The sequence below is a fragment of the Bradyrhizobium sp. SZCCHNR1015 genome (assembly GCF_032489875.1).
Lineage (GTDB): Bacteria > Pseudomonadota > Alphaproteobacteria > Rhizobiales > Xanthobacteraceae > Bradyrhizobium.
Genome location: NZ_JAUEYW010000002.1, coordinates 262,128 through 288,066 on the forward strand (window position 1 = coordinate 262,128; position 25,939 = coordinate 288,066).

General features: G+C 63.5%; 27 protein-coding genes. 14 read left to right on the top strand and 13 right to left on the bottom strand.

The window, feature by feature from the left end:
- The first annotated feature begins 92 nt into the window (after positions 1 to 92).
- Positions 93 to 683, top strand: a complete 591-nt coding sequence (locus tag QX128_RS04870) for a DUF1080 domain-containing protein (protein ID WP_316236825.1) — start codon at positions 93 to 95, stop codon at positions 681 to 683.
- Here QX128_RS04870 and QX128_RS04875 read toward each other — a convergent pair.
- The 3 genes from QX128_RS04875 to QX128_RS04885 all read right to left on the bottom strand — a co-directional run bounded on the left by QX128_RS04875 (position 670) and on the right by QX128_RS04885 (position 2,261).
- A complete protein-coding gene (locus tag QX128_RS04875; RefSeq protein ID WP_315801879.1) occupies positions 670 to 816 on the bottom strand; it encodes a hypothetical protein in 147 nt (48 codons plus the stop codon). The genes QX128_RS04870 and QX128_RS04875 overlap by 14 nt on opposite strands.
- A 71-nt stretch (positions 817 to 887) precedes the next feature.
- Positions 888 to 1,487, bottom strand: a complete 600-nt coding sequence (gene wrbA, locus QX128_RS04880; protein ID WP_316236826.1) for an NAD(P)H:quinone oxidoreductase — start codon at positions 1,485 to 1,487, stop codon at positions 888 to 890.
- Between the two features lie 75 nt (positions 1,488 to 1,562).
- Positions 1,563 to 2,261, bottom strand: a complete 699-nt coding sequence (locus QX128_RS04885; protein WP_315753387.1) for a pirin family protein — start codon at positions 2,259 to 2,261, stop codon at positions 1,563 to 1,565.
- A 130-nt stretch (positions 2,262 to 2,391) separates the two neighbouring features.
- Between QX128_RS04885 and QX128_RS04890 the strand changes: the two genes are divergently transcribed.
- Entirely contained in the window at positions 2,392 to 3,300 is a 909-nt protein-coding gene (locus QX128_RS04890; RefSeq protein ID WP_315801882.1) for a LysR family transcriptional regulator, read from the top strand.
- Between the two features lie 23 nt (positions 3,301 to 3,323).
- Here the strand turns inward: QX128_RS04890 and QX128_RS04895 are convergent, their stop codons facing one another.
- The 3 genes from QX128_RS04895 to QX128_RS04905 all read right to left on the bottom strand — a co-directional run bounded on the left by QX128_RS04895 (position 3,324) and on the right by QX128_RS04905 (position 5,502).
- Positions 3,324 to 3,791, bottom strand: coding sequence for a YbaK/EbsC family protein (locus QX128_RS04895; protein ID WP_316236827.1), 468 nt, complete (start codon positions 3,789 to 3,791; stop codon positions 3,324 to 3,326).
- On the bottom strand, positions 3,781 to 4,527 hold the full coding sequence (locus tag QX128_RS04900; protein WP_316236828.1) for a haloacid dehalogenase type II: 747 nt from the start codon (positions 4,525 to 4,527) through the stop codon (positions 3,781 to 3,783). The genes QX128_RS04895 and QX128_RS04900 overlap by 11 nt, the downstream gene beginning before the upstream one ends.
- 90 nt (positions 4,528 to 4,617) lie before the next feature.
- Positions 4,618 to 5,502, bottom strand: a complete 885-nt coding sequence (locus tag QX128_RS04905; protein WP_315801885.1) for an amidohydrolase family protein — start codon at positions 5,500 to 5,502, stop codon at positions 4,618 to 4,620.
- Between the two features lie 268 nt (positions 5,503 to 5,770).
- Here QX128_RS04905 and ykgO point away from each other — a divergent pair, with 268 nt between their 5' ends.
- The 3 genes from ykgO to QX128_RS04920 all read left to right on the top strand — a co-directional run bounded on the left by ykgO (position 5,771) and on the right by QX128_RS04920 (position 6,976).
- Positions 5,771 to 5,896: a type B 50S ribosomal protein L36 gene (gene ykgO / locus QX128_RS04910; protein ID WP_006611362.1), complete on the top strand. Its 126-nt coding sequence runs from the start codon at positions 5,771 to 5,773 to the stop codon at positions 5,894 to 5,896.
- Positions 5,897 to 5,995: 99 nt separating this feature from the next.
- Positions 5,996 to 6,622 (top strand): tetratricopeptide repeat protein, encoded by a 627-nt coding sequence (locus QX128_RS04915; RefSeq protein WP_316236829.1) that lies wholly within the window; start codon positions 5,996 to 5,998, stop codon positions 6,620 to 6,622.
- A 102-nt stretch (positions 6,623 to 6,724) separates the two neighbouring features.
- Positions 6,725 to 6,976: a hypothetical protein gene (locus QX128_RS04920; RefSeq protein ID WP_315801887.1), complete on the top strand. Its 252-nt coding sequence runs from the start codon at positions 6,725 to 6,727 to the stop codon at positions 6,974 to 6,976.
- Between the two features lie 20 nt (positions 6,977 to 6,996).
- Here the strand turns inward: QX128_RS04920 and QX128_RS04925 are convergent, their stop codons facing one another.
- Positions 6,997 to 7,179, bottom strand: a complete 183-nt coding sequence (locus QX128_RS04925) for a hypothetical protein (protein ID WP_015669379.1) — start codon at positions 7,177 to 7,179, stop codon at positions 6,997 to 6,999.
- A gap of 251 nt (positions 7,180 to 7,430) precedes the next feature.
- On the opposite strand from QX128_RS04925, the gene QX128_RS04930 reads away from it, so the two are divergent.
- Positions 7,431 to 8,390 carry an alpha/beta hydrolase gene (locus QX128_RS04930; RefSeq protein WP_316236830.1) on the top strand — a complete coding sequence of 320 codons (960 nt, stop codon included), beginning with the start codon at positions 7,431 to 7,433 and terminating at the stop codon, positions 8,388 to 8,390.
- A gap of 65 nt (positions 8,391 to 8,455) precedes the next feature.
- Here the strand turns inward: QX128_RS04930 and cycA are convergent, their stop codons facing one another.
- Positions 8,456 to 8,851, bottom strand: coding sequence for a cytochrome c-550 CycA (cycA, locus tag QX128_RS04935; protein WP_315801889.1), 396 nt, complete (start codon positions 8,849 to 8,851; stop codon positions 8,456 to 8,458).
- A 208-nt stretch (positions 8,852 to 9,059) separates the two neighbouring features.
- On the opposite strand from cycA, the gene QX128_RS04940 reads away from it, so the two are divergent.
- Positions 9,060 to 10,553, top strand: coding sequence for an FAD-linked oxidase C-terminal domain-containing protein (locus QX128_RS04940; RefSeq protein ID WP_316236831.1), 1,494 nt, complete (start codon positions 9,060 to 9,062; stop codon positions 10,551 to 10,553).
- A gap of 858 nt (positions 10,554 to 11,411) precedes the next feature.
- Here the strand turns inward: QX128_RS04940 and QX128_RS04945 are convergent.
- The 3 genes from QX128_RS04945 to QX128_RS04955 all read right to left on the bottom strand — a co-directional run bounded on the left by QX128_RS04945 (position 11,412) and on the right by QX128_RS04955 (position 14,224).
- Positions 11,412 to 11,879 carry a PIN domain-containing protein gene (locus QX128_RS04945; RefSeq protein WP_316179509.1) on the bottom strand — a complete coding sequence of 156 codons (468 nt, stop codon included), beginning with the start codon at positions 11,877 to 11,879 and terminating at the stop codon, positions 11,412 to 11,414.
- On the bottom strand, positions 11,879 to 13,018 hold the full coding sequence (locus tag QX128_RS04950; protein WP_316179507.1) for an ImmA/IrrE family metallo-endopeptidase: 1,140 nt from the start codon (positions 13,016 to 13,018) through the stop codon (positions 11,879 to 11,881). Before QX128_RS04950 ends, QX128_RS04945 begins: the two co-directional genes overlap by 1 nt.
- Positions 13,019 to 13,345: 327 nt before the next feature.
- A complete protein-coding gene (locus QX128_RS04955; protein ID WP_316179505.1) occupies positions 13,346 to 14,224 on the bottom strand; it encodes an abortive infection family protein in 879 nt (292 codons plus the stop codon).
- A gap of 694 nt (positions 14,225 to 14,918) precedes the next feature.
- Here QX128_RS04955 and QX128_RS04960 point away from each other — a divergent pair.
- The 3 genes from QX128_RS04960 (at position 14,919) to QX128_RS04970 (ending at position 18,372) form a co-directional block, all read left to right on the top strand.
- Positions 14,919 to 15,182, top strand: a complete 264-nt coding sequence (locus QX128_RS04960; RefSeq protein ID WP_316179504.1) for a hypothetical protein — start codon at positions 14,919 to 14,921, stop codon at positions 15,180 to 15,182.
- Positions 15,183 to 16,470: 1,288 nt separating this feature from the next.
- The gene (locus tag QX128_RS04965) at positions 16,471 to 17,142 is read left to right on the top strand and encodes a transposase (RefSeq protein WP_316179500.1); all 672 of its coding nucleotides are present in this window, start codon (positions 16,471 to 16,473) and stop codon (positions 17,140 to 17,142) included.
- 237 nt (positions 17,143 to 17,379) lie between these two features.
- Positions 17,380 to 18,372 (top strand): hypothetical protein, encoded by a 993-nt coding sequence (locus QX128_RS04970; protein ID WP_316236832.1) that lies wholly within the window; start codon positions 17,380 to 17,382, stop codon positions 18,370 to 18,372.
- Between the two features lie 102 nt (positions 18,373 to 18,474).
- Here the strand turns inward: QX128_RS04970 and QX128_RS04975 are convergent, their stop codons facing one another.
- On the bottom strand, positions 18,475 to 18,813 hold the full coding sequence (locus QX128_RS04975; protein ID WP_316236833.1) for a putative quinol monooxygenase: 339 nt from the start codon (positions 18,811 to 18,813) through the stop codon (positions 18,475 to 18,477).
- A 419-nt stretch (positions 18,814 to 19,232) separates the two neighbouring features.
- On the opposite strand from QX128_RS04975, the gene QX128_RS04980 reads away from it, so the two are divergent.
- From QX128_RS04980 to QX128_RS04995, 4 genes are all read left to right on the top strand, one after another.
- The gene (locus QX128_RS04980) at positions 19,233 to 20,471 is read left to right on the top strand and encodes an FAD-binding protein (RefSeq protein ID WP_316236834.1); all 1,239 of its coding nucleotides are present in this window, start codon (positions 19,233 to 19,235) and stop codon (positions 20,469 to 20,471) included.
- On the top strand, positions 20,468 to 21,790 hold the full coding sequence (gene glcF / locus QX128_RS04985) for a glycolate oxidase subunit GlcF (RefSeq protein WP_316217139.1): 1,323 nt from the start codon (positions 20,468 to 20,470) through the stop codon (positions 21,788 to 21,790). The genes QX128_RS04980 and glcF overlap by 4 nt, the downstream gene beginning before the upstream one ends.
- Positions 21,791 to 21,865: 75 nt before the next feature.
- The gene (locus tag QX128_RS04990) at positions 21,866 to 22,330 is read left to right on the top strand and encodes a hypothetical protein (RefSeq protein WP_316236835.1); all 465 of its coding nucleotides are present in this window, start codon (positions 21,866 to 21,868) and stop codon (positions 22,328 to 22,330) included.
- 476 nt (positions 22,331 to 22,806) lie between these two features.
- The gene (locus QX128_RS04995) at positions 22,807 to 23,802 is read left to right on the top strand and encodes a TorF family putative porin (protein ID WP_316179491.1); all 996 of its coding nucleotides are present in this window, start codon (positions 22,807 to 22,809) and stop codon (positions 23,800 to 23,802) included.
- 147 nt (positions 23,803 to 23,949) lie between these two features.
- Here the strand turns inward: QX128_RS04995 and QX128_RS05000 are convergent, their stop codons facing one another.
- On the bottom strand, positions 23,950 to 25,710 hold the full coding sequence (locus tag QX128_RS05000) for an ABC transporter ATP-binding protein/permease (protein WP_316236836.1): 1,761 nt from the start codon (positions 25,708 to 25,710) through the stop codon (positions 23,950 to 23,952).
- Between the last annotated feature and the right edge of the window lie 229 nt (positions 25,711 to 25,939).

Consider the following 25,939-nt stretch of genomic DNA (forward strand, 5'->3'; position numbering starts at 1 on the left):
CGAGAGAGCAGATGCAGCATCGAAACCCGTTTGCTTCGTCCGGCGCTTTGCTATCGTGGCGGCGAACCAAACAAAAACGGGGAGGCGTTTCGATGCGGTATCGCTTGTGCGGGCTTGCGGCCGGACTGTTGATTGCGGGCGCGAGCTGGGGGACGGCATTCGCCGATGACGGCTGGGTGACCCTGGTCGACGGTGACAAGAAGGTCGAATTCGCCGAGGTCGGCAAGGCCAATTGGGAGGCGAAGGACGGCGTGCTGATGGCCGACAAGCTCGACGGCAAGGATCCGTCCTATCTGGTCACCAAGGCCAGCTACAAGGATTTCCAGATCAAGGCCGAGTTCTGGGTCGACGACGCCGCCAACAGCGGCATCTTCATCCGTTGCGACCAGTCGACGAAGATCGACTCCAACATCTGCTACGAGGTCAACATCTTCGACAAGCGGCCCGATCCGAAATACGGCACCGGCGCCATCGTCGACGTGTCCAAGGTCGATCCGATGCCGAAGGCCGGCGGCAAGTGGAACACCTACGAGATCACCGCCAAGGGCACGCGGCTGACCGTGATGCTCAACGGCGAGAAGACCGCCGACGTCGACGACAGCAAGCATGCTGCGGGGCCGATCGCCCTGCAATACGGCTCGGGCGTCGTGAAGTTCAAGAAGGTGCAGATCAAGCCGCTATAGCGGTGCATTCCGGGCAGCGGCGCTGACCGCGGCTCGCGCGGTAAAGGCCCTTGCAGTACCAATGGCGCGCCATCATCTGCAGAGGATGGCGGGCCAGCCTGGCCAGCGTCACCAGTTCGAGCATGGCGGGCATTGCGGACTCCCTCACTTTCTTTCGACGAGATGGGGCGGCGCTCCGGTGACGGAAGTGCCGCCCCAGTCGCGTCAGCCATGCAGCTTCTTTGCGGTCTCGGCGATCACGCGCCCTTGATAGCGCGCCCCCGCCAGCTCGTTCTCGCTCGGCAGCCGGCTGCCGTCGCCGCCAGTGATGGTGGTCGCGCCATAGGGCGAGCCGCCGGTGATCTCGTCGAGCTTCATCTGGCCGGCGAAGCCGTAGTTGAGGCCGACGATGGTCATGCCGAAATGCAAGAGGTTGGTGATGATCGAGAACAGCGTGACCTCCTGGCCGCCATGCTGGGTCGCGGTCGAGGTGAAGGCGCCGCCGACCTTGCCGTTCAGCGCGCCCTTGGCCCAGAGGCCGCCGGCCTGGTCGAGGAAGTTGGCCATCTGCGAGGCCATGCGACCAAAGCGGGTGCCGGTGCCGACGATGATCGCGTCATAGTTGGCGAGCTCCTCGACCTTGGCGATCGGTGCGGCCTGGTCGAGCTTGTAGTGCGAGGCCTTGGCGACGTCGGCGGGCACGAGCTCCGGCACGCGCTTGATGTCGACGGTGGCGCCGGCTTCGCGGGCGCCTTCGGCGACGGCATTGGCCATCGCTTCGATGTGGCCGTAGGCGGAATAGTAGAGAACGAGAACCTTGGTCATGGAAGTCTCCGTGGGAATGCGAGTGATCGGGGAGGGCGTCCCGGCCGGAGAGCCGACCGGGATCGCGAAACAGACTTAAGCGGCGTCGACCAGCACCAGTTCGGAATCTTCGAGCGCCGTGATCTTCAGCGTGGCCTCGTCGCGGATGGCGGCGCCGTCACGAGCGTTGACGCGGACGCCGTTCACTTCGACGCTTCCGGCGGCAGGCACGAGATAGATGTGCCGGGCCTTGTCGGCGCTGTACTCGGCGGTCTCGCCGGCCTTCAGCGTGGTGCCGAGTACGCGCGCCTTGGCACGGATCGGCAACGCGTCGCCGTCATCTGCGAAGCCGCTCGCCAGTGTGACCAGCTTGCCGGAGCGGTCGGACTTCGGGAACGGCTTGGCGCCCCAGGTCGGCTGGCCGCCATCGGTGGTCGGCTCGATCCAGATCTGGAAGATCCGCGTCGTGGTCGGCTCGAGATTGTACTCGGAGTGGCGGATGCCGCTGCCCGCACTCATCACCTGGACGTCGCCGGCTTCGGTGCGGCCCTTGTTGCCGAGGCTGTCCTGATGGGTGATCGCGCCTTCGCGGACGTAGGTGATGATCTCCATGTTGCGATGGGGATGCGCGGGGAAGCCGGTGTTCGGTGCGATCTCGTCATCGTTCCAGACGCGCAGGGCGCCGTGGCCCATGTTGCTGGGGTCGTAGTAGCTCGCGAACGAGAAATGGTGCTTGGCCTTGAGCCAGCCGTGGTCGGCGCCGCCCAGCGCCGCAAAGGGCTTCAGTTCGATCATGGGTCTGCTCCTGTGGTTGCAACGGTCGGCCGGTGCCGCCGTGCCGTTGGGCATTGGAATAAGGCGGCGACCGGAGTATAGAAATAGAAACTATTGAAACCTATTGTTTCCAAAAGAGAGATTTGAAGGAATGGCGCGACTTCCGGATTTCGAGGCGATGGCGATCTTCGCCAAGGTCGTCGAGCTGCGCTCCTTCGCCGGCGCCGCGCAGGAGCTGAGCCTCTCCAAGGCCTCCGTCTCCAAGGCGGTGAGCCGGCTGGAGGAGCGTCTAGGCACGCGGCTGTTCAACCGCACCTCGCGGCGCCTGGCGCTGACGGATGCCGGTCAGCGGCTGTCCGAGCGCGCCGCGCAGCTGCTCGCCGATGGCGAGGCGGCGGAGACCGAGGCGCTCGCGCAGTCGCTGACGCCGCGCGGCCTGGTGCGCTTCGCGGTGCCGATGACGTTCGGCGTCAAGAAGATCGCGCCGCTGCTGCCGGCGTTCCTGGAGCAATATCCGGAGGTCTCGATCGACCTCCACATGAGCGACGCCACCGTCGATTTGATCGGCGAAGGTTTCGATCTCGCACTGCGCATCGCGCGGCTGCCGGACTCCTCGCTGCTCGCGCGCCGGCTCTGCGCCATGCCGCGCTACACGGTGGCGGCGCCGTCCTATCTGAAACGCCACGGCCGGCCGACGCACCCGATGCATCTCGCCGAGCACAAATGCTTCGGCTACGCCTATCTCTCCACGGCCGGCGTTTGGCACTACACCAATGCGGCCGGCGAGCAGGCCAGCGTGCGGCCGGCGGGACAGCTGCGCGTCAACAATGGCGAGGCGCTGTTGCCGGCGGTGCGCGCCGGGCTCGGCATCGCAGACCTGCCGGATTTCATCGTGGGCGACGCGATCGCGTCGGGCGAGGTCGAGGTGGTGCTGAAGGGCTGGAGCCAGCCGGAAGGCGCGATGCACCTGGTGATGCCGCCCGGCGGCCCGCGCCCCGCGCGGGTCGAGGTGCTGACGGAGTTTCTGGTGAAGGAACTGGCGAAGGCGAAGAAGCGATGAGCGCGCCCGCCGATCTCAGCCGATCAGGACTGCACCTCGCAGACGTCGACCCATGCCGCTTCTGTCAACTCGGCCATGCGATCCGGCGTGATCTTCACCGCGCTGTGGGTCGAGCCCGCCGCGGGCACGACGATGTCGAAGGCCTTCAGCGACAGATCGCAATACACCGGCAGCGGCGACTTCAGCCCGAACGGGCAGACGCCGCCGACCTCGTGCCCCGTGATGTCGGCGACCTCGTCGAGACCCAGCATCTTCGGCTTGCCGCCGAACTGCGCCTTGACCTTCTTGTTGTCCATGCGGGCGTTCCCGGCAGCGACGATCAGGATGACGCGGTCGCCGACGCGCAACGACAGCGTCTTGGCGATGCGGGCCGGCTCCACGCCATAGGCTTCCGCCGCGAGCGCCACGGTTGCGGAGCTCTGGCTGGAGACGAGGACGTCGATGTCGGGGGCTTTTTCAGCGAAGAAGGCGCGGACGGATTCAAGGCTCATGCGTGTTGACGATCTCAGGCAATTCGGAGAGCGCAGCAATACGATAATCGGGCGCAAAACCCAACTCGTCCATCTGGGTGCGCAGCGCCTTGAACATCGTGAGCGGGGACACGAGATCGGTCTTGTTGCAGGCGGCCGCCATGGCCTCGGGAGTGACGCGCTCGATCCAGGCAACGTTGAGGCCGAACGCCTTGGCGCCGCAGACGTCCCAGGGATTGGAGGACACGAACAGCACCTCGGCAGGTGCAAGCCCGAGTGTCTCCTCGATCAGCGCATAGGCCTGCGGGCTCGGCTTGAAGATCGTGTGGGCATCGACGCTGATGACGGCATCGAGCAGCGTGTCGAAGGCGCTGGCCTTCACCAGGCCATCGAGCATCGCGGGGCTGCCGTTGGAGAGGATCGCGAGCCGGCGGTCCTTCATCGCGGCGAGCGCGGCGCGTGCATCAGGGTAGGGATCGAGATCGAGATATTTGGCGATGATGCGATCGCGTGTGATCGCATCGGCCTGCAGGCCGAGAACGCGCAGCGCATAGAGCAGCGACTCGCGGGTGACGACCGAAAAATCCTCGTAGCGCTGCATCAGCGAGCGCAGCCAGGTGTATTCGAGCTGCTTGATGCGCCAGATCTGGGTGATGATGTCGCCGTGGCCGGGAAAGGCCTGCTCGGTGACCGCCGCCACCGACTGGATATCGTACAGCGTGCCATAGGCGTCGAAGACGACAGCTTTGAACGGCATGGCGCTCACCTGACCACCTTGAACAGGCGCAATGACTAATGGGTCACCGCGCCTGCGTAGACTAGCACGATCCTTGCGGACCGGACGATGTCAGATCCCGAGCAGCCTGCGCGCGTTGGCCTTCAACACCTTCGGCCGGATCTCGTCGCGGATGTCGAGCTTGGCGAAATCGGCGAGCCAACGGTCAGGGGTGATCACCGGCCAGTCCGAGCCGAACAGCATCTTGTCCTGCAGGATCGAGTTGATGTAGCGGACCAGGATCGGCGGGAAGTATTTCGGCGACCAGCCCGAGAGGTCGATGTAGACGTTGGGCTTGTGGGTCGCCACCGACAGCGCCTCCTCCTGCCAGGGGAAGGAGGGATGGGCGAGGATGATCTTGAGATCGGGGAAATCGGCCGCGACGTCGTCCATGTACATCGGGTTCGAGTACTTCAGCCGCATCCCCATGCCCCCCGGCATGCCCGAGCCGACGCCGGTCTGGCCGGTGTGGAACAGCGCAATCGCGCCGCCGTCGTTGATCGCCTCGTACAGCGGATAGGCGAGGCGGTCGTTGGCGTAGAAGCCCTGCATGGTCGGGTGGAACTTGAAGCCGCGGACGCCATACTCCTCGATCAGCTTGCGCGCCTCGCGGACGCCGAGCTTGCCCTTGTGCGGATCGATGCTGACGAAGGGGATCAGCACATCGAGATGGTCGGAGGCGACCTCGAGCATCTCGTAATTGTTGTAGCGCCGGAAGCCGGTCTCGCGCTCGGCGTCGACCGGGAAGATCACCGCGGCGATGTTCTTGGAACGATAATAGGCGGCCGTCTCCGGCACCGTCGGCGGGTGCTTGTGCGGCGACTTGAAGTAGTCGGCCATCTGGGCCTGGAAATCGTCGTAGCCGTCATCTGCATGCATGCCGCAGGGCTCCTCGGCATGGGTATGGATGTCGATGGCGACGACGTCGTCGATCTTGGGCAGAGCGAGCTTGGGCATGGGCGTTCCCGGGGTTGGTTCTTGGCTTTGAGAAATTGATTATAGGATATAACGAATTTGGCAATCGCCAAGTTGGATCGGCGGGCTGCTGGCCGGCAGCTTCTGTTGAAGTCCGGCGCCGCCATGATTGACATCCGGCGGGCCGGTGGTTAGAAACCGGCCAATCCGGGCGGCTTGGTCGCTTGCGGAACTCCTTTTCTATTTGCCACCTCACTGTTTGCCACTTCCGGCCTGTCCAACACGGCCTTTCAACGTATCAGGATGTCCCATGAAGGTCCGTAACTCGCTGAAGTCGCTGCGTGGCCGCCACCGTGCCAACCGTCTGGTCCGCCGCAAGGGCCGCGTCTACGTGATCAACAAGGTCCAGCGCCGCTTCAAGGCCCGCCAGGGTTGATCGAACGAGGCTGATCCGGCCGCGGTCGCCAGTCCGCTCACAGGCGTTTGACGCGTGTGCTGCTTTGCAGGACGCGCGGACTGCGTCTACACTCCGCGCATGGCAAAGCGAACTTTCCAGGCGGTCCTGCTCGCCGCCGTCATTTCCATACCGCACCTTGCGCAAGCGCAGGGCGAGCCGCGTGCGGCTCCCAAGCCGAAGCCGCCCGAGGCGCCCGCCAAGCTGCCAAAGGTCGGGGCCGACAAGACCAAGGGCCTCGATTTCCTGTTCGGCGCCCTGAAGGCCGCGCCGGACGATATCAGCGCCAAGCACGTCGAGGCGCGGATCTGGGCGATCTGGCTGCAGACCCCCAGCGATACCGTTGCCCTGCTGATGGCGCGGTCCAAGGCGGCGATGGACGCGAAGCAGAACGAAGTCGCGCTCAAGCTGCTCGATTCGGTCATCAAGCTGCGGCCCGATTATGTCGAGGCCTGGAACCGTCGCGCGACGATCTATTACCTCCAGAACGATTACGGCCGCTCGCTGGCCGACATCCAGCAGGTCCTGCTGCGTGAGCCGCGGCACTTCGGCGCGCTCGCAGGTCTCGGCATGATCATGCAGGATCTCGGCGAGGAAAAGCGGGCGCTGGACGCGTTCCGCAAGGCGCTCGAGGTCAATCCGCATCTGGACAAGGTGCCGGAGCTGGTCAAGACGCTGACCGAAAAGGTCGAAGGCCGCGACATCTGACGCCGCACCTGCCGTTAACCATGTGCTGAGCGCCGCTCTTGCTGGCGGGACCGCGCAACCCCACGTGTCGCTTGAGCGAGATTTGTCGGCAGGAGAGGCGCAATGACGCGTGCGGTGCTGGCGGCAGCGCTGGTGATCACGGCGGCCACGGCCGCGTGGGCCGAAGACATGTTCTGGGTGGTCGGCAACCGCGCCACCAATCGCTGCGAGATCGTGACCAGCAATCCGGTCGTCACCCCCACCATGGGCGACATCTGGTTCGCGTCCGGCCCCTTTAAGTCGCTGGACGACGCCAAGCTCGCGCGCTCCACGATCAACGCCTGCCCGAACAAGGACATCACAGCCGAGGACTGATCGTCGCCCGGTCGGATCGCTCAGTGGAACGCGGTGCTGCGGCGGTCCGGCAGGCCGTACTGGGCAGCCGCGGCATAAAGCTGCGCGATCTCGGCCTCGAGGTGCTCGTTGACCAGCAGCAGCGCCTTCAGCGCGCCACGGAGATCGCCATTGCAGCTCGCGACGATCTCGTCGATAGCCGTCTCGCTCGAACGAACACTCATCGGTAACCCCCTCCCAAAACACCAAACTAAACTCAGGGCCGGTCATCGTGCTCAGACCACGCAATGACCCGACCGGAAGTAATTCACGGCCATCAGCCGATTGCGAGGAAAAGTCCCGACCATGGTTATAAAATGGCCGACGACGCGGTGATGACAGGATTCCCGGGCGAAACGACGAGACAACGCGGCCGGATCTGCAACTCCCGCGGATCTGCACCGTAACTGTCACTGTGACAGGCAGAAAACTATCAATGATTTCAATGTTCTTGGTGGGCACTTTGGCGCTCCTGGCGGTGCTCACGCGCGCCGGCGTGGCGGTGCTCGAGCGCCGTTACCCGGCGCAAGGGCAGGCCATCAATGTCGAGGGTGCGACGATCAATCTTGTGGATATCGGGCCCCGCGACAGCGAAAAGCCGCCACTGTTGCTGCTCCACGGCGCCAGCTCGAACCTCGAGGCGATGCGCAGGCCGCTCGGCGACCTGCTCGCGCAGCGCCACCGGGTGCTGCTGGTCGACCGTCCCGGCCACGGCTGGAGCCCGCGTCTCAGGCCCGAGGATTCCACGCCCGCCGCTCAGGCCCGCATGCTGGATGAGGCGCTGGCGCGGCTCGGGGTCGGCCAGGTCGTCCTGGTGGTGCATTCCTGGAGTGGCGCGCTCGGCCTGCGCATGGCGCTCGATTTCCCCGACCGGGTCGCGGGCCTCGTGATGCTGGCGCCGGTCGCGTATCCCTGGCGAGGCGGGGTCGGGCGCTACAACGAGGCCGTCACCACGCCGGTGGTCGGGCCATTGCTGGCGCATACGATCACGCTGCCGCTCGGTCTGGCGCTGATGGCGCCCGGCGCCCGCGGCGTGTTCGCGCCGCAGGCCATGCCGGACGATTTCGTCGACCGGACCGCGACGCCGCTGCTGCTGCGCCCGCGCGAGTTCATCGCCAATGCGCGCGATCTCGTCACCCTGAAGCAGGCCGTGATCGAGCAGGCGCCGCGCTATGGCGAGATCAAGGTCCCGGTCACGATCGTGGCGGGCGAGGCCGACCGGACGGTCTATACCGACATCCATGCCCGCCCGCTCGCCCAGGTCGTGCCGCACAGCCGGCTGATCGTGCTGCCCGAGCTCGGGCACATGGTCCAGAACGCGGTGCCGGAACTGGTGGCCGGCGAGGTCGACCGCATCGTCGCGGCCGTCGCCACGGCCGATGCCGTGGCGCCGTGATGCAAAAAAGCCCCGGCGGTCGGCCGGGGCTTTGCAGGCGAGCTGACGGGTCGGCCGGCGGCCGCTTACTGCTTCTGCTTGCCGTCCTTGTCGAACGACGACACATAGGCCCAGAGGTTGTTGATCTCGGTCTCGTTCTTGATGCCGGCGAAGGTCATCTTGGTGCCGGGAATCTTGGCCTTCGGATCCTTGATGTATTCCTTGAAGACCGCCTCGTTCCAGGTAATGCCCGAATTCTTGTTGGCTTCCGAATAGTTGTAGTCCGGCGCGCTGCCCGACTTGCGGCCGTCGAGGCCGTTCAGCTCCGGGCCGACCTTGTTCTTCGCGCCCTCGCCGATCGAATGGCAGGGCAGGCACTTGTTGAAGGACGTCTTGCCGGCGGCCGCATCCTGCGCCAGCGCGGCAGACGCCAGCGACGACGAGGCGAGGATGACGAGCGCGCTCAAAGTCATTTTCTTCATGGATCAGGCTCTGTGGGTTACGAGACGAGTTTGCGCGCAGGTTGTGGCATGGCCTCAGGCGAGGCACAAGCGGGGATGCGCTGAGGCAAATCAGCATAATGGCTGAGCTTGTTGCTCTGCCGCAAACTTCGATGCGGATCCGCTGCCTATCCAAACGGTTTCCGTTGTGATTGATAGGCCGGGGCAAAATCGAGGCCGGAGGAACGCGATGGCGATCATGATGCCGGAGGCAGATCAAGCGGTGTTGGCGCGCCGTGGCGAGATCGTTGCTGCACTGCGAGCAATCGTGCCGGGCGAAGGCGTCATCGACAGCGCCGCCGAGATGCTGCCCTACGAGTCCGATGGCTTGATGGCCTATCGCCAGCCGCCGATGGTCGTGGTGCTGCCGGAGACCACCACGCAGGTGTCGCGGGTGCTGAAATATTGCCACGAGCAGGGCATCAAGGTGGTCCCGCGCGGCTCGGGAACGTCGCTGTCCGGCGGCGCGCTGCCGCTGGCCGACGGCGTGCTGCTCGGCCTCGGCAAGTTCAAGCGCATCCGCGAGATCGATTTCGACAACCGCGTCGTCGTCACCGAGCCCGGCGTCACCAACCTCGCCATCAGCCAGGCGGTGGCGCATGCCGGCTTCTACTACGCGCCCGACCCGTCGTCGCAGATCGCCTGCTCGATCGGCGGCAATGTCGCGGAGAATTCCGGCGGCGTGCACTGCCTGAAATACGGCATGACCACCAACAACGTGCTCGGCTGCGAGATCGTGCTGATGACCGGCGAGGTGCTGCGCATCGGAGGCAAGTGCACCGAGAACGCCGGCTACGACCTGATGGGCCTGATCACCGGCTCGGAAGGCCTGCTCGGCGTCGTCACCGAGGTCACCGTGCGCATCCTGCAGAAGCCGGAGACGGCGCGCGCGCTGATGGTCGGCTTCGCCGAGGTCGAGGCCGCCGGCGAATGCGTCGCCCGCATCATCGGCGCCGGCATCATCCCCGGCGGCATGGAGATGATGGACAGGCCGGCGATCCATGCCGCCGAGGCCTTCGTCCATGCCGGCTATCCGCTCGACGTCGAGGCGCTGCTGATCATCGAGCTCGACGGCCCCGGCGTCGAGGTCGACGAGCTGATCGGCCGCGTCGAGGCGATCGCGAACGGTTGCGGCTCGACCACCTGCCGCATCTCGACCTCCGAGGCCGAGCGCAACCTGTTCTGGGCCGGCCGCAAGGCGGCTTTCCCCGCCGTCGGCCGCATCTCGCCGGACTATCTCTGCATGGACGGCACCATCCCGCGCGGCGCGCTGCCGAAGGCGCTCGCGCGCATCCGCGAGCTGTCGGAGAAGTACCAGCTCGGCTGCGCCAACGTGTTCCACGCCGGTGACGGCAATCTGCATCCGCTGATCCTCTACGATGCCAACAAGCCGGGCGAGATGGAGCGCGCCGAGGCGTTCGGCGCCGACATCCTGCGCTGCTGCGTCGAGCTCGGCGGCGTCCTGACCGGCGAGCACGGCGTCGGCATCGAGAAGCGCGACCTGATGCCGGAGATGTTTTCCGAGATCGACCTCAACCAGCAGCAGCGCGTGAAGTGCGCCTTCGACAGCCAGGGGCTGCTCAACCCCGGCAAGGTGTTTCCCACCTTGCACCGCTGCGCCGAGCTCGGGCGGATGCACGTCCATGGCGGCAAGCTGGCGTTTCCGGATCTGCCGCGGTTCTGAAAAGGGCGCGGGCGGGCAGGAGATTCTCATCTTTCGCCCGCGATCTCGCGAGCCTCACGCGCGCCAATCGTCGATCGCCTTGCGCCGCAACGCCGGTGCAGCGAGCGTTGACGCTCTCTCCCCACGTCATTCCGGGGCGCCCGCAGGGCGAGCCCGGAATCCATAACCACAGGCCGATGTGTGGGGCAGGCCGGCAGCTCCATCCCGCTCCAACAACATCGGCCTGTGGCTATGGATTCCGGGCTCATCGCTGCGCGATGCCCCGGAATGACGTGGAGAGAGCTGACCTCATCGCATCCACCTCCGTCCGCAGACGCACGTTCACATTCCCGCGGCGTGCTCCGCCCGAGTGATGCCATCGGCATCGCCCTTCGAACCAATCGAGAGGGCGCAGGGAATGCCGGGTGAAGGCCTCACCCATGGCCCGCCTGCGAAAAAAATGCAGGCGGCAGGTACCACAGGTTCAGCCGAACATCCGGCATTCCCTGCGCGGCGGTCTTAACGCTTATACGTGCTCGCCCCGGGGATCGGCGTTCTTGTCCCCGTCGCTGGCCCGCCCCGCAAGGGGCACGACCCGCTTGGCCTCAGCACCGGGAGGCCAGGCCCACACGATTTCACGTCCGCGTCGACATCGTTCGTCGGCATGACGCGAGGTCACGCTGCGACCCGACACGGCCACCGCATCCCCACCCCACGTATCGTGACGACCGCGCGTACGCCCCTCTCGGTGAGGCAGGATGGGTGAAGTTATACATGATTTCTGTAAAAGCGAAAGGAAAATTTCGCCATAAGGGGGCGGTTTAACGTTCTGAGTTGGATTCATTCACGAAATAAGTTTTTCAGCGCGGAGCTCTGGTTTCAGAAAGTCCAGCCTTCGGCGGCCATGAAATCCTCAAGCGTGAAGCACGGCACCTTGAAATGATCGCAGATGTTCGGGATCTTAGCGGCCCCCTTTTTGAATTTCTCCATCGTGACTACTGTTAAGCCGTCGGTGCCGGCTTTGGCGATCACGAACGGATCGGCATTCCGACCGCCCTTATAGAATTTTTGCCTCTCGATGTTCGCTTGGAAATGGGGAACGGAAAATATCTTCGTTACGAACTGACCTTCGTCGTTGGTGGGCGTGGGAAAGATGTCTTGGTTCTGCTTCGCCCAGTCCGCGAGGTCGGCAAGCGAACCGTCCTCAATCTCGCGCAAGACTTCACGCGTGGATATGATCAACTTGTTCGCGATCATCTGGTCGAACTTAGTCCAAAGCGATGGGAATTGCTTTCGGTAATAGTTCCGAAACAGAGCCGAGAAAGGCGAGTTGTCGAACACATACATTATAATGCGCCGCGTTCGAAATGTTCTTCAAGACCTGCAAGGCTTTTGGGTTTGACGTCGAGGAAGTTGGCTAGCTGCGTTTCGCTAATGCGATTTCGTCGATACTCATCTAGCGCTAGAGAAACGTAGTCGCGGCCGAGGTAAGCAAGTTTGGTCCAGAAGTAATCGCCGCCCGGAGCGCCTGCACCGCCACGCTGCTGTGCCCAGCGAGTAGTCGCCTCGCGGTAGGTTTGCTGCGTGATCTTGCCCTGATCGAGAAAACGACGAAAAATCACTTCTCGGCTGACATGAAAGCGGTTCGCGAGTTCGGTAGCGGTTGCCTCGTCGTGCTTGCGACCTTTCATAGCTTGCGCAAGCTCCTTTTCAGGCAAGAGAAATTCCGCAGCAAACGCATTGCAGAAAACTTCAATTGCTTTTTGATCGCCTCCGATCCGGTCGATATAGTCGCTGCTAAGCGTATCGATGCCGCTGGTCTGAAATAGCAGGTGCGCAAGCTCGTGGAACAGAGTGAATATCTGCCTCGTTTTAGTGGAGCTGTTGTTAACGTAGATCAGCGGGAATATTTCGTCGTAGAGACAGAAGCCAGAGAAGTCATCTGTTCTGAAAGCGTCCTTGAAGACGAAGACACCGACAGCTTGGAATGCGTCGCGCCAAGCCTTCAGCGCGTCGTCGTCGGTTTTGAATTGTTGCTGAGCTTCCAGAGATAAGCCAAGGTAATCGCGAACCTTTTCGGCGGTGGTGGCGATATTGTCCTTGATGCTAAGTCTTAGGTCTCGAATGATCTGCCGTTCTGCGGGGTTCTTAGAACCCGTCAATTCAGCCAAGTTGAGTTGAAACGCCGTGGCCTTGCTGACGAGCAGGCGCACACGGCTGGGAATGCTTTCCAGTTCGGCGTCGGGAAGCGTTCGGAACGACTTCTTGACATCAGGAACATCGGGAGGCTCGGGAAAAAAGAAAACCGATATCGGAAGTTTCAGCCCTGAGGCGAGCCCTTCAAGCTGCGCATAAGTCGGACTCGATGCGCCGCTTTCCCACTCGTCAATGCGGCCGAAGTGCTTAGCCTCGTCGAGCGAGAGGCCGGCGCGCTTTCGTGCCCAGGTCAAGACCGATGGATTGATCTGAAGTCGCTCGACGGCCATCGTGCAGTCCCAAGAACAACGTTGTACGGGCGGCCGACCTCTAACCGGCAGAGGCCTGATCTGCCACCGAATTCTTGTCCAACAGAATTCAGATTCCAAATGCGTTGTACGCCGAATGGCGCTGGTTGATCAACGGGCGATTGGCCGAGCTGGTCGGGCGTTACGCTGACATTGCACAAAATGTCTGAGTTGGTTTAGCTTCGTGGATATTTGCTCCAGCAGCTAGCCGGTCTTGTGCAGCCTCACCGCAACTTCTAGCTCCCCTTCGACCTTGAGATCACGGCTACGCCTCCCCCATTCCCTGACCGATATCTCGGCCGTTTCCAATTAGTGTAGCTTGAGCTGCCTAGCAGGATACTTCTTCTGCCAGGTCTCCACGAGAAATAGCGAGACTGTACTTGCGGAATGAATCGCAAGCCTTGCAATGCGCGGATCGATTCTGCGGTAGCCCCTTTCGCGTCCGTGTGCATCCCCGCCGTGTGTCCGGAGAGCGCCCACACCGTTCACCACCGAGTTGAGGCCGCCGAGGATTGTACGTACATCATTGGCAATCTCGTCCGCGACACCCTGCTTATCAGGCGTCAGACCAAGAGGCTCGCGGACCGCTTGATAGAGCCCTTGCACATCCTTTTTGGGTGGAAGAGGTAGTTCAAGCTCGATCAGCACCGAACGACAGACGCTCTCGATGACCGAGCAGGCGGACGTTACAGCGTCCTCCGGATCGCTCTCGGCGCTCGCAAGTGCCCGCTCGAGGTCGCGGTTCACGGTGTCGAAATCAATGACAGACGCAGCGGTGACCAAAGCGTCAACAACGCTGGCTGACCTGCCTGGCGCCCCTAGTCGGACATGGCGCCCGACACGCTGTAGCTCAAGCCCGTCGAAGGAAAGCCGTGCGTTGAGGTATTCGATGACGGCCTGCAGCCTATCGGGGTCGGACGCGAAGTCGCGAGGGTCCGCCGCTCGCTCGATGATGTTCCGGAGGATCGTCTGGTCGCCGACGCGGTTGGCTCGTTCAATCGCCTCGATCAAGGTGGGCAGTCGTGACCCGTTGCCAATGCTCATGGCGATGTTGCAGCCGCGCATGAAGGATTCGAGCTTCGGTCCCGATCGATAGATCCCAATTGGTGGCGCGGGGTCGTTGCCGCCTCCGCCTGAGATCACCATCGCCAGTGCTTCGACCGACTGTGGAGCGAGATGGATGTGCATTCAGTAGGCAATCTATTCGCTGATAACAGCCGATGTTCGACCGGCCCCGCCGAAATTGCAAGCCTGTCCTAGACGGCAACGTTTAGGATCAGCGCCTCACAGGCTGGGGGGGGGCACGAGATGATGGCGGCTAGGGGGCTTTGTTCTCCACGCAGTTGCGGCGATAGTGCGCTCTGATAGATAGCTCAGCGGGCTTTGCCGCTGAGAAGCGGTCTCTTAAGTTGGCCCGTCCCCTTCATGCTAGGAAAGGGAGAGCCGCTCTCCACCCAATTTCGATCTTGACGGGTTCCCGTGCCTAAATCAGTGGCTCTAAAAGTCGGCGGGTTACGCTTCGCTAATCCGCCCTACGGGCTAGGGTGGTGATGGAATTCACATGCGTCCAACTGAAACCTCAACGCCGACCATACGGCTGCGTTCTTTGATCCTGGCAGTGCGAAATCCGGCAAGACCGTCTCCGATTAGGTGACAGTGCCGGACTGTCACCTGATCCAGGCTCTTTTGTAGACTATGTCGGTTTTTGAGAACCGATAGGAGGCGAGGTTGGTTCAGCTTACGCCACGCCAACACCATTAGCCGCTTTGGCACTGAAGCCCAGTGACTGAACGGGCCTAGGGCGGATCAGCGAGATTCGACGAGTAGCCTCAAAATTGACAATGTGCGGACTAGATTCGCGGGGCGCTCGTGGGAGGTCGCCATGGGAATGCCGTCCTATCTAGCTGACATCGAAGACAAAGCTGCGGACAATCGGGCTGTGGCAGGGCTGTTTGTGAAAGGGACGGCTGGAGCCGCGGGCATAGACTCAGTTCTGGAAGCCAAAAAGACCGCCACGGCAATAAAGAAGGCGCGTAGGGAAGAGGCAGAAGTTCGCGAGATAGAAGAGCGAACGCGTAGCTACGTCGATGATATGCTCGCTTGGCTGGCCGCTACGGTCGACGTCACGCCGTTGCAGCGGCGCTGATTTTAACAGGCGCATGGGGAATTGCGGTGATAGTGCGCTTAACTCGAGGCGAAGCGCAGCGCCGGACCTTGCCGCTTAATAGCGTGCTCTGACGCGGCCTGTCCCTTCCAATAGCAAGAACTGACAGACCGCGATCCACCCAACCCGATCTCGCAGTTACGGTGACAGTGCACTAAACTTGACGCGCGCCGCCCGAACGGAGCAGGACCGCGCATGGCCCGTCTTGCCCGTGTCGTCATCCCGGTCTGCCGCATCATATCATCCAGCGAGGCAACGGGCGCGCGCGGACCTTTTTCGGGGACGACGACTACGCGCTGTACCGCGACCTTCTCGCGACCCACTGCGCGGCGGCCGACGTTGAGGTGTGGGCGTGGTGCCTGATGCCGAACCATCGGCAGCGAGCGCTTCCTCGCCCGGATCGAGAAGCTGACCGGGCGCGTGCCCAAACCTGCGAAGCGCGGACCGAAGCCGGCGGCGGAGGCGGGAGCGCGGACGCGGAGAGGGCAGGATCAGTTTTGTGGACTGTCACCGTAATATCGTAATCCGAACTCGCGGGCGACCGGCAAAACGCCTTCGCCCCGAGGCAGCTTCTATTGTGGACGTGAAGGCCCGGAGCGCTGTTCGACTCCGGGCCGATCATGTGGTCGCAGGCTGATGAAACGACTAATGCACCCGGATGGTCCCATCTGCGTTGTAGTCACTCTTGGGGTTGTAGCCGCTATCACGGTGAGTTTTGGCATGTAGGTCAGCATTGCTGCCGCTCACGCCAGGAGTTCCGGTATCAACCCGCATGGTCCCGTTTGCGTTGTAGTCACTCTTGGGGTTGTAGCGGGAATCGCGGTGAGTTTTTGCATGTAGGGCAGCGTTGCTGCCACTGACGCCCGGAGTTCCGGGATTAACCCGCATATTCCCATATTCGTCGCGATCACTATCGCTCGACCCGACCTGCGGAACCGCAGCGGCTCTTGCATGATGATGAGTGCGATGACCGGCCAAGGCCGCAGATGTAGAGACAGCGAGAATAACAAGACCGACAGCAATGCTTCTAGCCATAGTCAACTCCTGATGTTGAAGAACCGCTGACGACGGATACGCCGCCAGTATATAGGCTGACACGCAATTTCTGGCTGTCTTTGACATAACTCAAACGCTGAAAGCGAGTGCGCCGTCACCGTCGCCGCCGTTCTGGGTATCTGCCTGGCTGAATGTTTGGAATTACTGAAATTACGAAATCACGGTGACAGTGCACCAAACTTGACGCAAATCACTCGGGCGAGCAGGGTGGTGCATGGCCCGTCTTGCTCGCGTCGTCATCCCCGGTGTGCCGCATCATGTCACCCAGCGCGGCAACGGCCGCGCGCGGACCTTTTTCGGGGACGACGACTACGCGCTGTACCGCGACCTGCTCGCGACCCATTGCGCGGCGGCTGACGTCGCGGTGTGGGCGTGGTGTCTGATGCCGAACCACGTGCACCTCATCCTGGTGCCGTCGGATGCCGACGGGCTGCGCCGGGCGCTGTCGCGGGTGCATCGCGTCTACGCCGGGACCATCCAGGCACGCCGCCGGCGTAGCGGACATTTCTGGCAGGGGCGGTTCGGCGCGGTAGCGATGGACGAGACGCATCTGACGGCGGCGCTGCGCTATGTCAGTCTCAATCCGGTGCGGGCGCGGCTGGTGGCGCGCCCTCAGGACTGGGTCTGGTCGAGCACGCGCGCGCATCTGCGCGACCGCGACGACGGCATCACCGCGCGCGAGCCGGTGAAGCGGATGTTCCCGGACTTGGCCGGCCTGCTGTCCGCCCCACCGGAGGACGAGGACGCTCTGTTGGCGCGCCTGCGCGCCGCCGAGAGCATCGGCCGCCCGATCGGCAGCGACCGCTTCCTCGCCCGTATCGAGAAGCTGACCGGGCGCGTGCTCAAGCCGGCCAAGCGGGGGCCGAAGCCGGCGGAGGAGGCGTGAGCGCGCCGCACCCGGCAACGGGGCTTGCTCGGCCTTGCTCAAGTTTTGTGGACTGTCACCGTAATGCTTGTGTGTGATTGGTGGAATAGCTCTTCTGGGGATACATCTGTTAAATTCATGTCGGGATAGTGTTTCTACCCTTTTTTTGGTGCAGGGCGGGAGTAAGGGTATCAGAGTGGCGCGACATACTTCCGGCGACCCGTCCAAGGGTAGGATGTATCTGGGGAGGCCGATTCTATGGAAGGCTTTTACTTAGCTCTCGGCGCAACCATCTTGTTGCCATTCCTGCAATGGGCTTTTCCGACGATACCCAAGTTGGTCGCATACGCCGGTGTGGCAAGTGGTATCGTACTTTTGCTAAGCGAATTCTTGGACGCTTCAATGAAACCGCCCTTTAGTGCTGCAACCCTCTTTCTAATCGGCGCCTTGTGTATTGGCGGATCTGGCCATTTGTATCTGCAGTCTTTCAAGAAGTCCGTTGCCGAAAAACCGATAGAAATCGCAGCGCCCCTCCCAGGGCATAACAATCCTGATCATTCTGCCGAGAAGGTCGTCGAAAACAATCCCGTAAAGCCCATCCAAACTGCGGAAAGCACTCCAGCGATTGCCCCTCACGTTCCCGCCAATCCAATCGAGCCTCCGACGAAACCGCACGGCCCCATTTTAGAGGCAACCAACGATTCGAAAATAAACGCGGCTGGCGCAGTCATTCCAAATGACCTGCCTTTTCAGCTTGGCAAGGCTGATGGGGGCTCAGTGATTGATATGCCAGGCCTTGTTGTGACGCGGAAAGACGATGGCGCAATCGTGATCAATCCTGGAGCCGGTAGCGGTGAAAGATACTTTCAGCCGCCAAGCGGCGAGTTCGTAGATATGTCAGTCCGAGACCTGAAGGCGCGGATGCGTGCAACGGTGCACGATCTCAATGCTTTCCAAGCGAATTTTGAAAAGGATTTTTATGATCCCGGACATAAGTATCCTTCTAAGGAAAAAGCGCGAGAGGTCAGGGATAAATATTCCGCAGAGTATCGAGAGAAATTCTCTAAGCTTGCGCTGTCACTCGCAGAAGCAGCGTTGTTTCGTATTGGGAGGCGTGTAGACGCCAGTGAGTTGTCACGTCAGGCCAATGACGGCGGGAGGATAATCTTGCACGAAAGATTTGTTGGCCCCGCGCCAGCAACAGAGGCTGCGGCGTTTTTAGCCGGTTTAGAATCAAAGCTGCCCGATTAAAGCGGGACTAACAGGGAGGATTAAGGTGGCGGCGAGTGGGGCGGGTTAGTAACCCGCCCTGTGGACTATCTGATCAATGTTGGCCTTATTAGGTCGAGCACCCTAAATCAGCCCGTACTGCATCCGCTCGCGCCGTGCCAGCAGCGGCAGGGCCTGGCCGGCGATGTAGGTCTTGAAGTGGGCGCTCTCCTGGTGGGCCTTGAAGGCGGCTTCGTCGCGGAACAGCTCGTAGAACAGGAACTGCGCCGGGTTGTCCTTGGCGCGGGAGATCAGGAACAGTTTTGCGCCGGGCTCGCGCTGCGCCTCGGGCAGGAAGCGCGACAGGATCTCGGCGACGCGGTCGGCTTCGCCGGCCCGGGCCTCCCATTGTGCCACCACCAGCAGGCCGCCGCCGCTGACGGCCTCGCTCACGGTTCTGGTCTCGTTGGCATATCCGGTCATTGCGATCGTTCCTTTCGTTGATGTCGTGCAGGGGAATCGATACCGCGGTTTCGGCATCCGATCCTTCGATGGTGGACGAAGGATGGATGTTTCGCCGGGGCTTGACGGGCTGCTGGTGGGGAGAGATCGGGTTGCATCGGAGATGCAATTCGGGGGGGCCACGCGGCACTTCCCGTGCCGCTGCCCCTCACCCCGACCCTCTCCCCGTAAGAACGGGGAGAGGGAGGGCACTGTCTTCCGGGCTCGTAGTTGGGCCACCCAGCGCGCCACGCGAGGGAACTGTAGCCGGCGGGGCGCCATGCGGATCGCAGTCCTGGCCGCCCTTGTGTCCGGCCCGCAACGCTTTAGAAAGGCTCCAACGCTGATGGCCGCGCGTTGCGCTCGACCATCGTCATCATCAACCAGCAAGGCGAGCAGTGGTGGACGCCCTCAGAGTACGGAACGCAGCCGACGTCGAGGAGGTGGTCCGCTCGGCCATCGCCAGTGAGCAGCCGCTCGATGTGATCGGCCATGGCTCGAAGCGCGGAATCGGGCAGGTCACGGCGACCAATGCCGTGCTCGACCTGTCGGCGCTGAGCGCGGTCGTGTCCTATGAGCCGAACGAGCTGATCATCACGGCGCAGGCGGGGGCGCCGCTCGGCGATCTCCTGTCGCTGATCGATTCGAAGAGCCAGCAATTCGCGTTCGAGCCGATGGATACGGGGCCGCTGCTCGGCACCGCCGGCCGCGGCACGCTCGGCGGGATGATCGCGGCCGGGCTGGCCGGGCCGCGGCGGGTCCGGGCCGGCGGGGTGCGCGACCATCTGCTCGGGGCGCATGCCGTCTCCGGCTTCGGCGAGAGCTTCAAGACCGGCGGCAAGGTGGTGAAGAACGTCACCGGCTACGATCTCTGCAAGCTGCTGGCGGGCTCCTGGGGCACGCTCGCGGTCATGACCGAGGCGACCCTGAAGGTGATGCCGCGGCCGGAGGCCGAACGCACGCTGGTGCTGCGCGGGCTCGACGACCTCAAGGCCAACCGGGCGATGACGGCGGCGCTCGGCTCGCCGTTCGACGTCTCCGGAGCCGCGCATCTGCCGGCCTCGACGCTGCGGCCGGAGGTCACGGGCTTGAGCCCGCTCGGCTCGCCGCGCGAGGCGGTCACGGTGATCCGGCTGGAGGGCATCACGGCCTCCGCGGCGCATCGGGCGACGTCGCTCGCCCGCCAGCTCGCCACCTTCGGTCCGGCTGAGATCATTGCGGACGACGCCTCGGCCGATGTCTGGAGCGCCATCCGCGACGTGCTGCCGTTCGCCGCCCATGGGCCGCTCGGCGCCTGGACGGTGTGGCGGATCGTCTGTCCGCCGGTGTCGGGCGGCGCGATCGGGCAGGCCCTGACGCGCCAGACCGGCGGCGAGGTGATCTACGACTGGGGCGGGGGCCTGATCTGGGCCGCGCTGCCGCCGCAGCCCGATGCGTCGGCGGGGCTGGTGCGCAAGCATGTCGAGGCCGCCGGCGGCCACGCGACCCTGCTGCGCGCGTGGGACGAGATGCGGCTCGCGGTCGACGTGTTCCACCCGCAGCCCTCAGGCGTCGCCGCGCTGGAGGAGCGGGTGCGCGTCTCCTTCGATCCCAAGACCATTCTCAACCGCGGGCGGATGCGTCGGAGCGTTGCGTCATGAAGACCGAGTTCACCCTGGCGCAGCTCGCCGATCCCGACATCGCGGTCGCCGACAAGATCCTGCGCGCCTGCGTGCATTGCGGCTTCTGCACCGCGACCTGTCCGACCTACGTGCTGCTCGGCGACGAGCTCGACAGCCCGCGCGGCCGGATCTACCTGATCAAGCAGATGCTGGAGAAGGACCAGGCGCCGACGGCCGACGTGGTCAAGCATATCGACCGCTGCCTGTCGTGCCTGTCCTGCATGACGACCTGCCCGTCGGGCGTGCACTACATGCATCTGGTCGATCAGGCGCGGGTGCGAATCGAGCAGCGCTACGAGCGCCCGCTGACCGACCGGTGGCTGCGCGCCGCGCTCGCCTATGTGCTGCCGCGGCCGCGCGAGTTTCGGCTGGCGATGACCCTGGCGCGGCTCGGCCGGCCGTTCAAGGCGTTGCTGCCGGCATCCTCCGCCTCGCGCGCACCTGCGCCCAGCCTGCTGCGGCGCGTCAGGGCGATGCTCGATCTGGCGCCCGCCGCCGCGCTGCCGCCGCCGGGGCCGGCTGATGGCAGCGTGTTTGCCGCGCAGGGCGCGCGGCGCGGCCGCGTCGCGCTGCTGCAGGGCTGCGCACAGGCGGCCCTGGCGCCGCGCATCAACCAGGCTGCGATCAACGTCCTGACCCGGCACGGCATCGAGGTCGTCTTGGTCAAGGACGAGCAATGCTGCGGTGCGCTGACCCATCACATGGGGCAGGATTCCGACGCGCTGGCGCGGGCGCGCGGCAATGTCGACGCCTGGACCGCGGAGGCGAAGCGTGGCGGTCTCGACGCCATCCTGGTGACGACCTCGGGCTGCGGCACCGTCATCAAGGACTACGGACACATGCTGCGCGAAGACCCGCGATATGCAGCGCCCGCGGCCGCCGTGTCGGCGATCGCGAAGGACATCACCGAGTATCTCGCCGGTCTCGATCTGGCCCCTGCAACTCAGCATGACGACGTCGTCGTGGCCTATCACTCGGCCTGCTCGCTGCAACATGGGCAGAAAATCACGAGCATTCCGAAAGAATTGCTTTCCAAGTCCGGATTCGTGGTGAAAGATATACCGGAGAGTCATTTGTGTTGCGGTTCGGCGGGGACCTACAACATTCTCCAGCCTGACATCGCGATGAAGCTGCGCGATCGCAAGGTCGCCAACATCGCGACCGTCAAGCCGAATGTGATCGCGGCAGGCAATATCGGCTGCATGATGCAGATTGCCAGCGGCACCTCCGTCCCCGTCGTGCACACCGTTGAGCTTCTCGACTGGGCGACGGGCGGTCCGCGGCCAGGAATGATTTGACGGATGGGCGCGCGCTGATGGCCGGCCCGTCCCGCCGGACGAGCTGATCGAACGGCGGCAACTGGAGGGTTTCTGATGGCGAAGGACAAGAAGGCGAAGAAGGACAAGAAAGAAAAGAAGAAGCTGATGGCGCAGGCCAAGGCCGCCAAGAAGGCGACGAAGACGTCCGCCAAGAAGGCGACGAAGACGTCCGCCAAGAAGGCTGCAAAGAAGTCGGCGAAAAAGGCCGCCAAGAAGGCTGCCAAGAAAACTGTCAAGGCGCCGGCCAAGAAGGCGAAGAAGACCGTGAAGGCCGCGGCGAAGAAGGCGGCCAAGGCGCCGGCCAAGAAGGCTCCCGCCAAGAAGGCCAAGGCGTCGGCTGCGAAGGCTCCGGCTGCGCCGAAGAAGAAGGCCGCCAAGAAGCGGGCTCCCAAGATGGCTCCGCTGGTCGAGACCCCCGAAATGCACGAGACCGAATCGGCTGCTGAGACCAGCTGGGCGATGCCGAGCGCGGCGCCCGAGGAGCACGAGGACGGCGAGGGCACGGCGTCCAGCAACTGATCCTTCCGGACCGGATCATTCTCAGGGCCGGGCGAATTCACATCGGGAGGCCGCGGCGGCTGCGCTGCGGCCTTTTCGTTTGCCAGCGTCCGTTGTCTGCGTTGGCTGCCCCTTGTTGTCGATGGACCTGTTTGTCCGAATGGTCGTCCCCGCAGATCTACGGCCGGGCGAATCCGACTCCGGTGCGCTGCGCCGTTTTGCTTGCGGCACCGCGTTTCCAGCGGGCCGGCACAATCGATTGTGCGTCCTAGCGTGCTTTCGGACACGGAGATTTGTTGTTCAAATGCAACACGCGCCGACTACCTGCCGTAGAAATGTCAAATCGCCCAAAAAGGCGGCAGATGCCGCGCTTTTTTGCTTCACGTGTGGCGGGACCCTGGCACAAATTGCGTCTGGATGACGCAGCCGGTCTTGTTTGCGCCCTGGGGGGCCAAGGTGGGGCAGGCTTTTTTCGAAATAGGGTGATGGGGATCGTCATGAAAAAGTGGGCTTTGCTGGCAACGGCGCTGGCAATGGTTTCGGGATCGGCTTCGGCGGCGGACATGGCGGTCAAGGCCTATAAGGCTCCGCCTCCGGTCGCGTTCGAGCCGTGGGACATCGCGTTCGGCGCGGCGATCATGAACGACTACGTGTTCCGCGGCGTCACCCAGTCGAACCACAAGGCGTCGGTCGCCGCCTATTTCGAGCCGCGCTACAACGTCAACAAGGACCTGCAGCTCTACGTCGGCGTCGCCGGCGAGAGCATCTCGTTCGCGAACCGCGCTGCTGCCGAGATCGACATCTACGGCGGTATCCGCCCGACCTTCGGCGCGTTCGCCTTCGACATCGGCGTCTGGGGCTATCTGTATCCGGGCGGCACCTGCTACTACGGCGGCGGCGCCGTGACGGATTTCGCGGGTCAGGCGCTGAGCGCCGAGTGTCAGGCCAACACGCTGACCAACCTGAACGTGATGAAGAAGGACGTCTCGTTCTTCGAAGTCTACGGCAAGATGAACTACACCGTGAACGACATGTGGACGTTCGGCGTCACCGAGTTCTACTCGCCGAACTTCCTGAACACCGGCGCCTGGGGCAACTACGCCTCGGTCACCGGCAAGTTCACCGCCCCGAGCACGACCTTCGGCTCCAGCGGCGTCGGCATGTACGTGTCGGGTGAGTTCGGCCGTCAGTGGTTCGGCACGTCGGACTCCTTCTACGGCGTTCCCGCCTTCCCGAACGGCATCAAGTATGCCGACTACAACACCTGGAACATCGGCGTCGGCTTCACCTACAAGGTGTTCACGCTGGACCTGCGCTACTCCGACACCGACATGTCGAAGGGTGATTGCAACGCCTTCACCAGCGACTTCACCGCCAGCGGCACCACCAACGTCACGCCGATCAACCCGGCTGGCCTGGGCTCGAAGTGGTGCGGTGCGACCGGCATCGCCAAGCTCTCGGTCGACCTGACGGCGATGAGCAATCTGAAGTAATCACCCGCCAAGGCGGATCGGACTGATCACGAAGGGCGGCAGAGCAATCTGCCGCCCTTCTGCTTTTTGGTGACGGGGGCCGGCTGTCGCTCGGACGTCTTGCCGCCTTTCCTGGTCGCCTTGCGTGGGCACCGCGGCGCGCGCGCCTCAGCTGCCTCCACCCGCGGTCGCGTCGGCCGCCTGTCCGGCTTGCCGCAGCGAGAACCGGTCGCCGTCGCGAATCAGCTCGACCTTGCGGTCGTGGAAATCGTGCAGGGTCGAGCGGTGGCCGATCGAGACGACGGTGGTCTGCGGCAGCCGCTCGGCGATGACCCGATAGAGCCGGGCTTCGCTCGGCTCGTCCAATGAGGCCGTGGCCTCGTCGAGGAACAGATATTGCGGCGCATGCAGCAGCGCGCGGGCGATGCCGAGCCGCTGCTGCTCGCCGAGCGACAGCATCCGGTTCCAGTGCTGGTCCTCGTCCAGCCGGTCCGCCAGTTGCGGCAGGCCGACGGCCACCAGCGCCTCCTTGACCTGCTCGGCACTGAACGCATCGGCGGCCGCGGGATAGACGATCGCCGCCTTGAGCGCACCGATCGGGAAGTACGGCCGCTGCGGCAGCATCATCAGCTTGGCATGCGCGGGCACGCTGATGGCGCCGCTGCCGAACGGCCAGATCCCGGCGATGGCGCGGAACAGCGTCGACTTGCCGGCGCCGGACGGCCCGGTCAGCAGCGTGCGCTCGCTGCTCTCGAGGCTGAAGTCGTCGGCCGCGATCAGCGGCAGACCGTTGGGCAGCTTCAGCAGCAACTGGGCGAGCTCGATGCTGTCGCCGGCATGGCTGGCGACATCGATCGTCTGCGGCTCGGCCGAGAGCTTGGCGGCGCTCTCGATGGACATGTCGAAGCCGTCGAGGCGGGCGACGGTCGAGCGCCAGTCGGCGAGCGTCCGATAGGTCGTCACGAAGAACGACAGCGCGCCCTGCACGGTCGAGAAGGCGGACGCCGTCTGCATGATGCCGCCCATCTGGATCGACTTCGCGAAGTAGGCAGGCGCAACCAGCACATAGGGAAAGATCACGGCCGCCTGCGAATAGCCCGCCGTGAAGGCCGTCAGCCGCTTGGTCCGGCTCATGATCTGGTACCAGTTCTGGACGACCCGGCCGAAGCGGGTGCCGAGCTGACCTTGCTCGGCGCCTTCCCCGCGCAGCAGCGCGATCTGCTCGGAGCTTTCGCGCACCCGCACCAGGTTGAAGCGGAAGTCGGCCTCGTAGCGCTGCTGCTCGAAGTTGAGATTGACGAGCGGCGATCCGATCCAATGCGTCAGGAGGGTCCCGAAGATCGCATAGATCAGCGCGATCCAGACCAGGTAGCCGGGGATCGCGATGTTGGTGCCGAACAGCTGCAGCGGGGCATCGGTCGACAGCCCCCAGAGCACCACCATGAACGATGCGAGCGAGACGACCGAGCTGAGCAGGCCGATGGTGATGTTCAGCGTCTTGTCGACGAACAGCTGCACGTCGTCGGCGATGCGCTGGTCCGGGTTGTCGGCGATGTCGCCCTTGAGCTGCATGCGATAGTGCGTGGCGTTGTCCAGCCAGCGGCGCAGGTAGACGTCGGTCATCCACCGCCGCCAGCGGATCTGCAGCCATTGATTGAGATAGAGCTGGTAGACGGCCAGGATGATGAAGATGGTCGCCAGTACGGCGAACACGCCGATTTCCCAGATGAAGCTGTTCCAATCATACTGCTGCAGCGCGTTGAAGAACCTGTTCTGCCACTGGTTCACCAGCACCTGGATCGCAACCAGCGACAGTTCGATCGCAATGACGGCGGCGAGAAGGATGCGGCCGGCGACCTTGTCTTCGGAGCGGAAGTAGGGAATGGCGATCCGCCAGACGGTGGCAACGGTCGAGCGCAGATTGTTCACAGACGGGCTGCTCCTGAGAAAAGGTCTTAACAGGCTGACGAAAAACGAGAAAATCGCTGGTGTCGCCACCTGCCTAGACTAAAGTCGTAATCTGGCGGGTGGCCGCCGGCTTGTCGGTCGCGTGTGACAAACCGTAGCATGGGGCAGGGGAGAGGGACTGCGACCGCCGCCAGATTTCGCGAGAATTTGAGCAGAGTTGGGCGTTGCCGGTTTTGTGATCGCCTTTCCG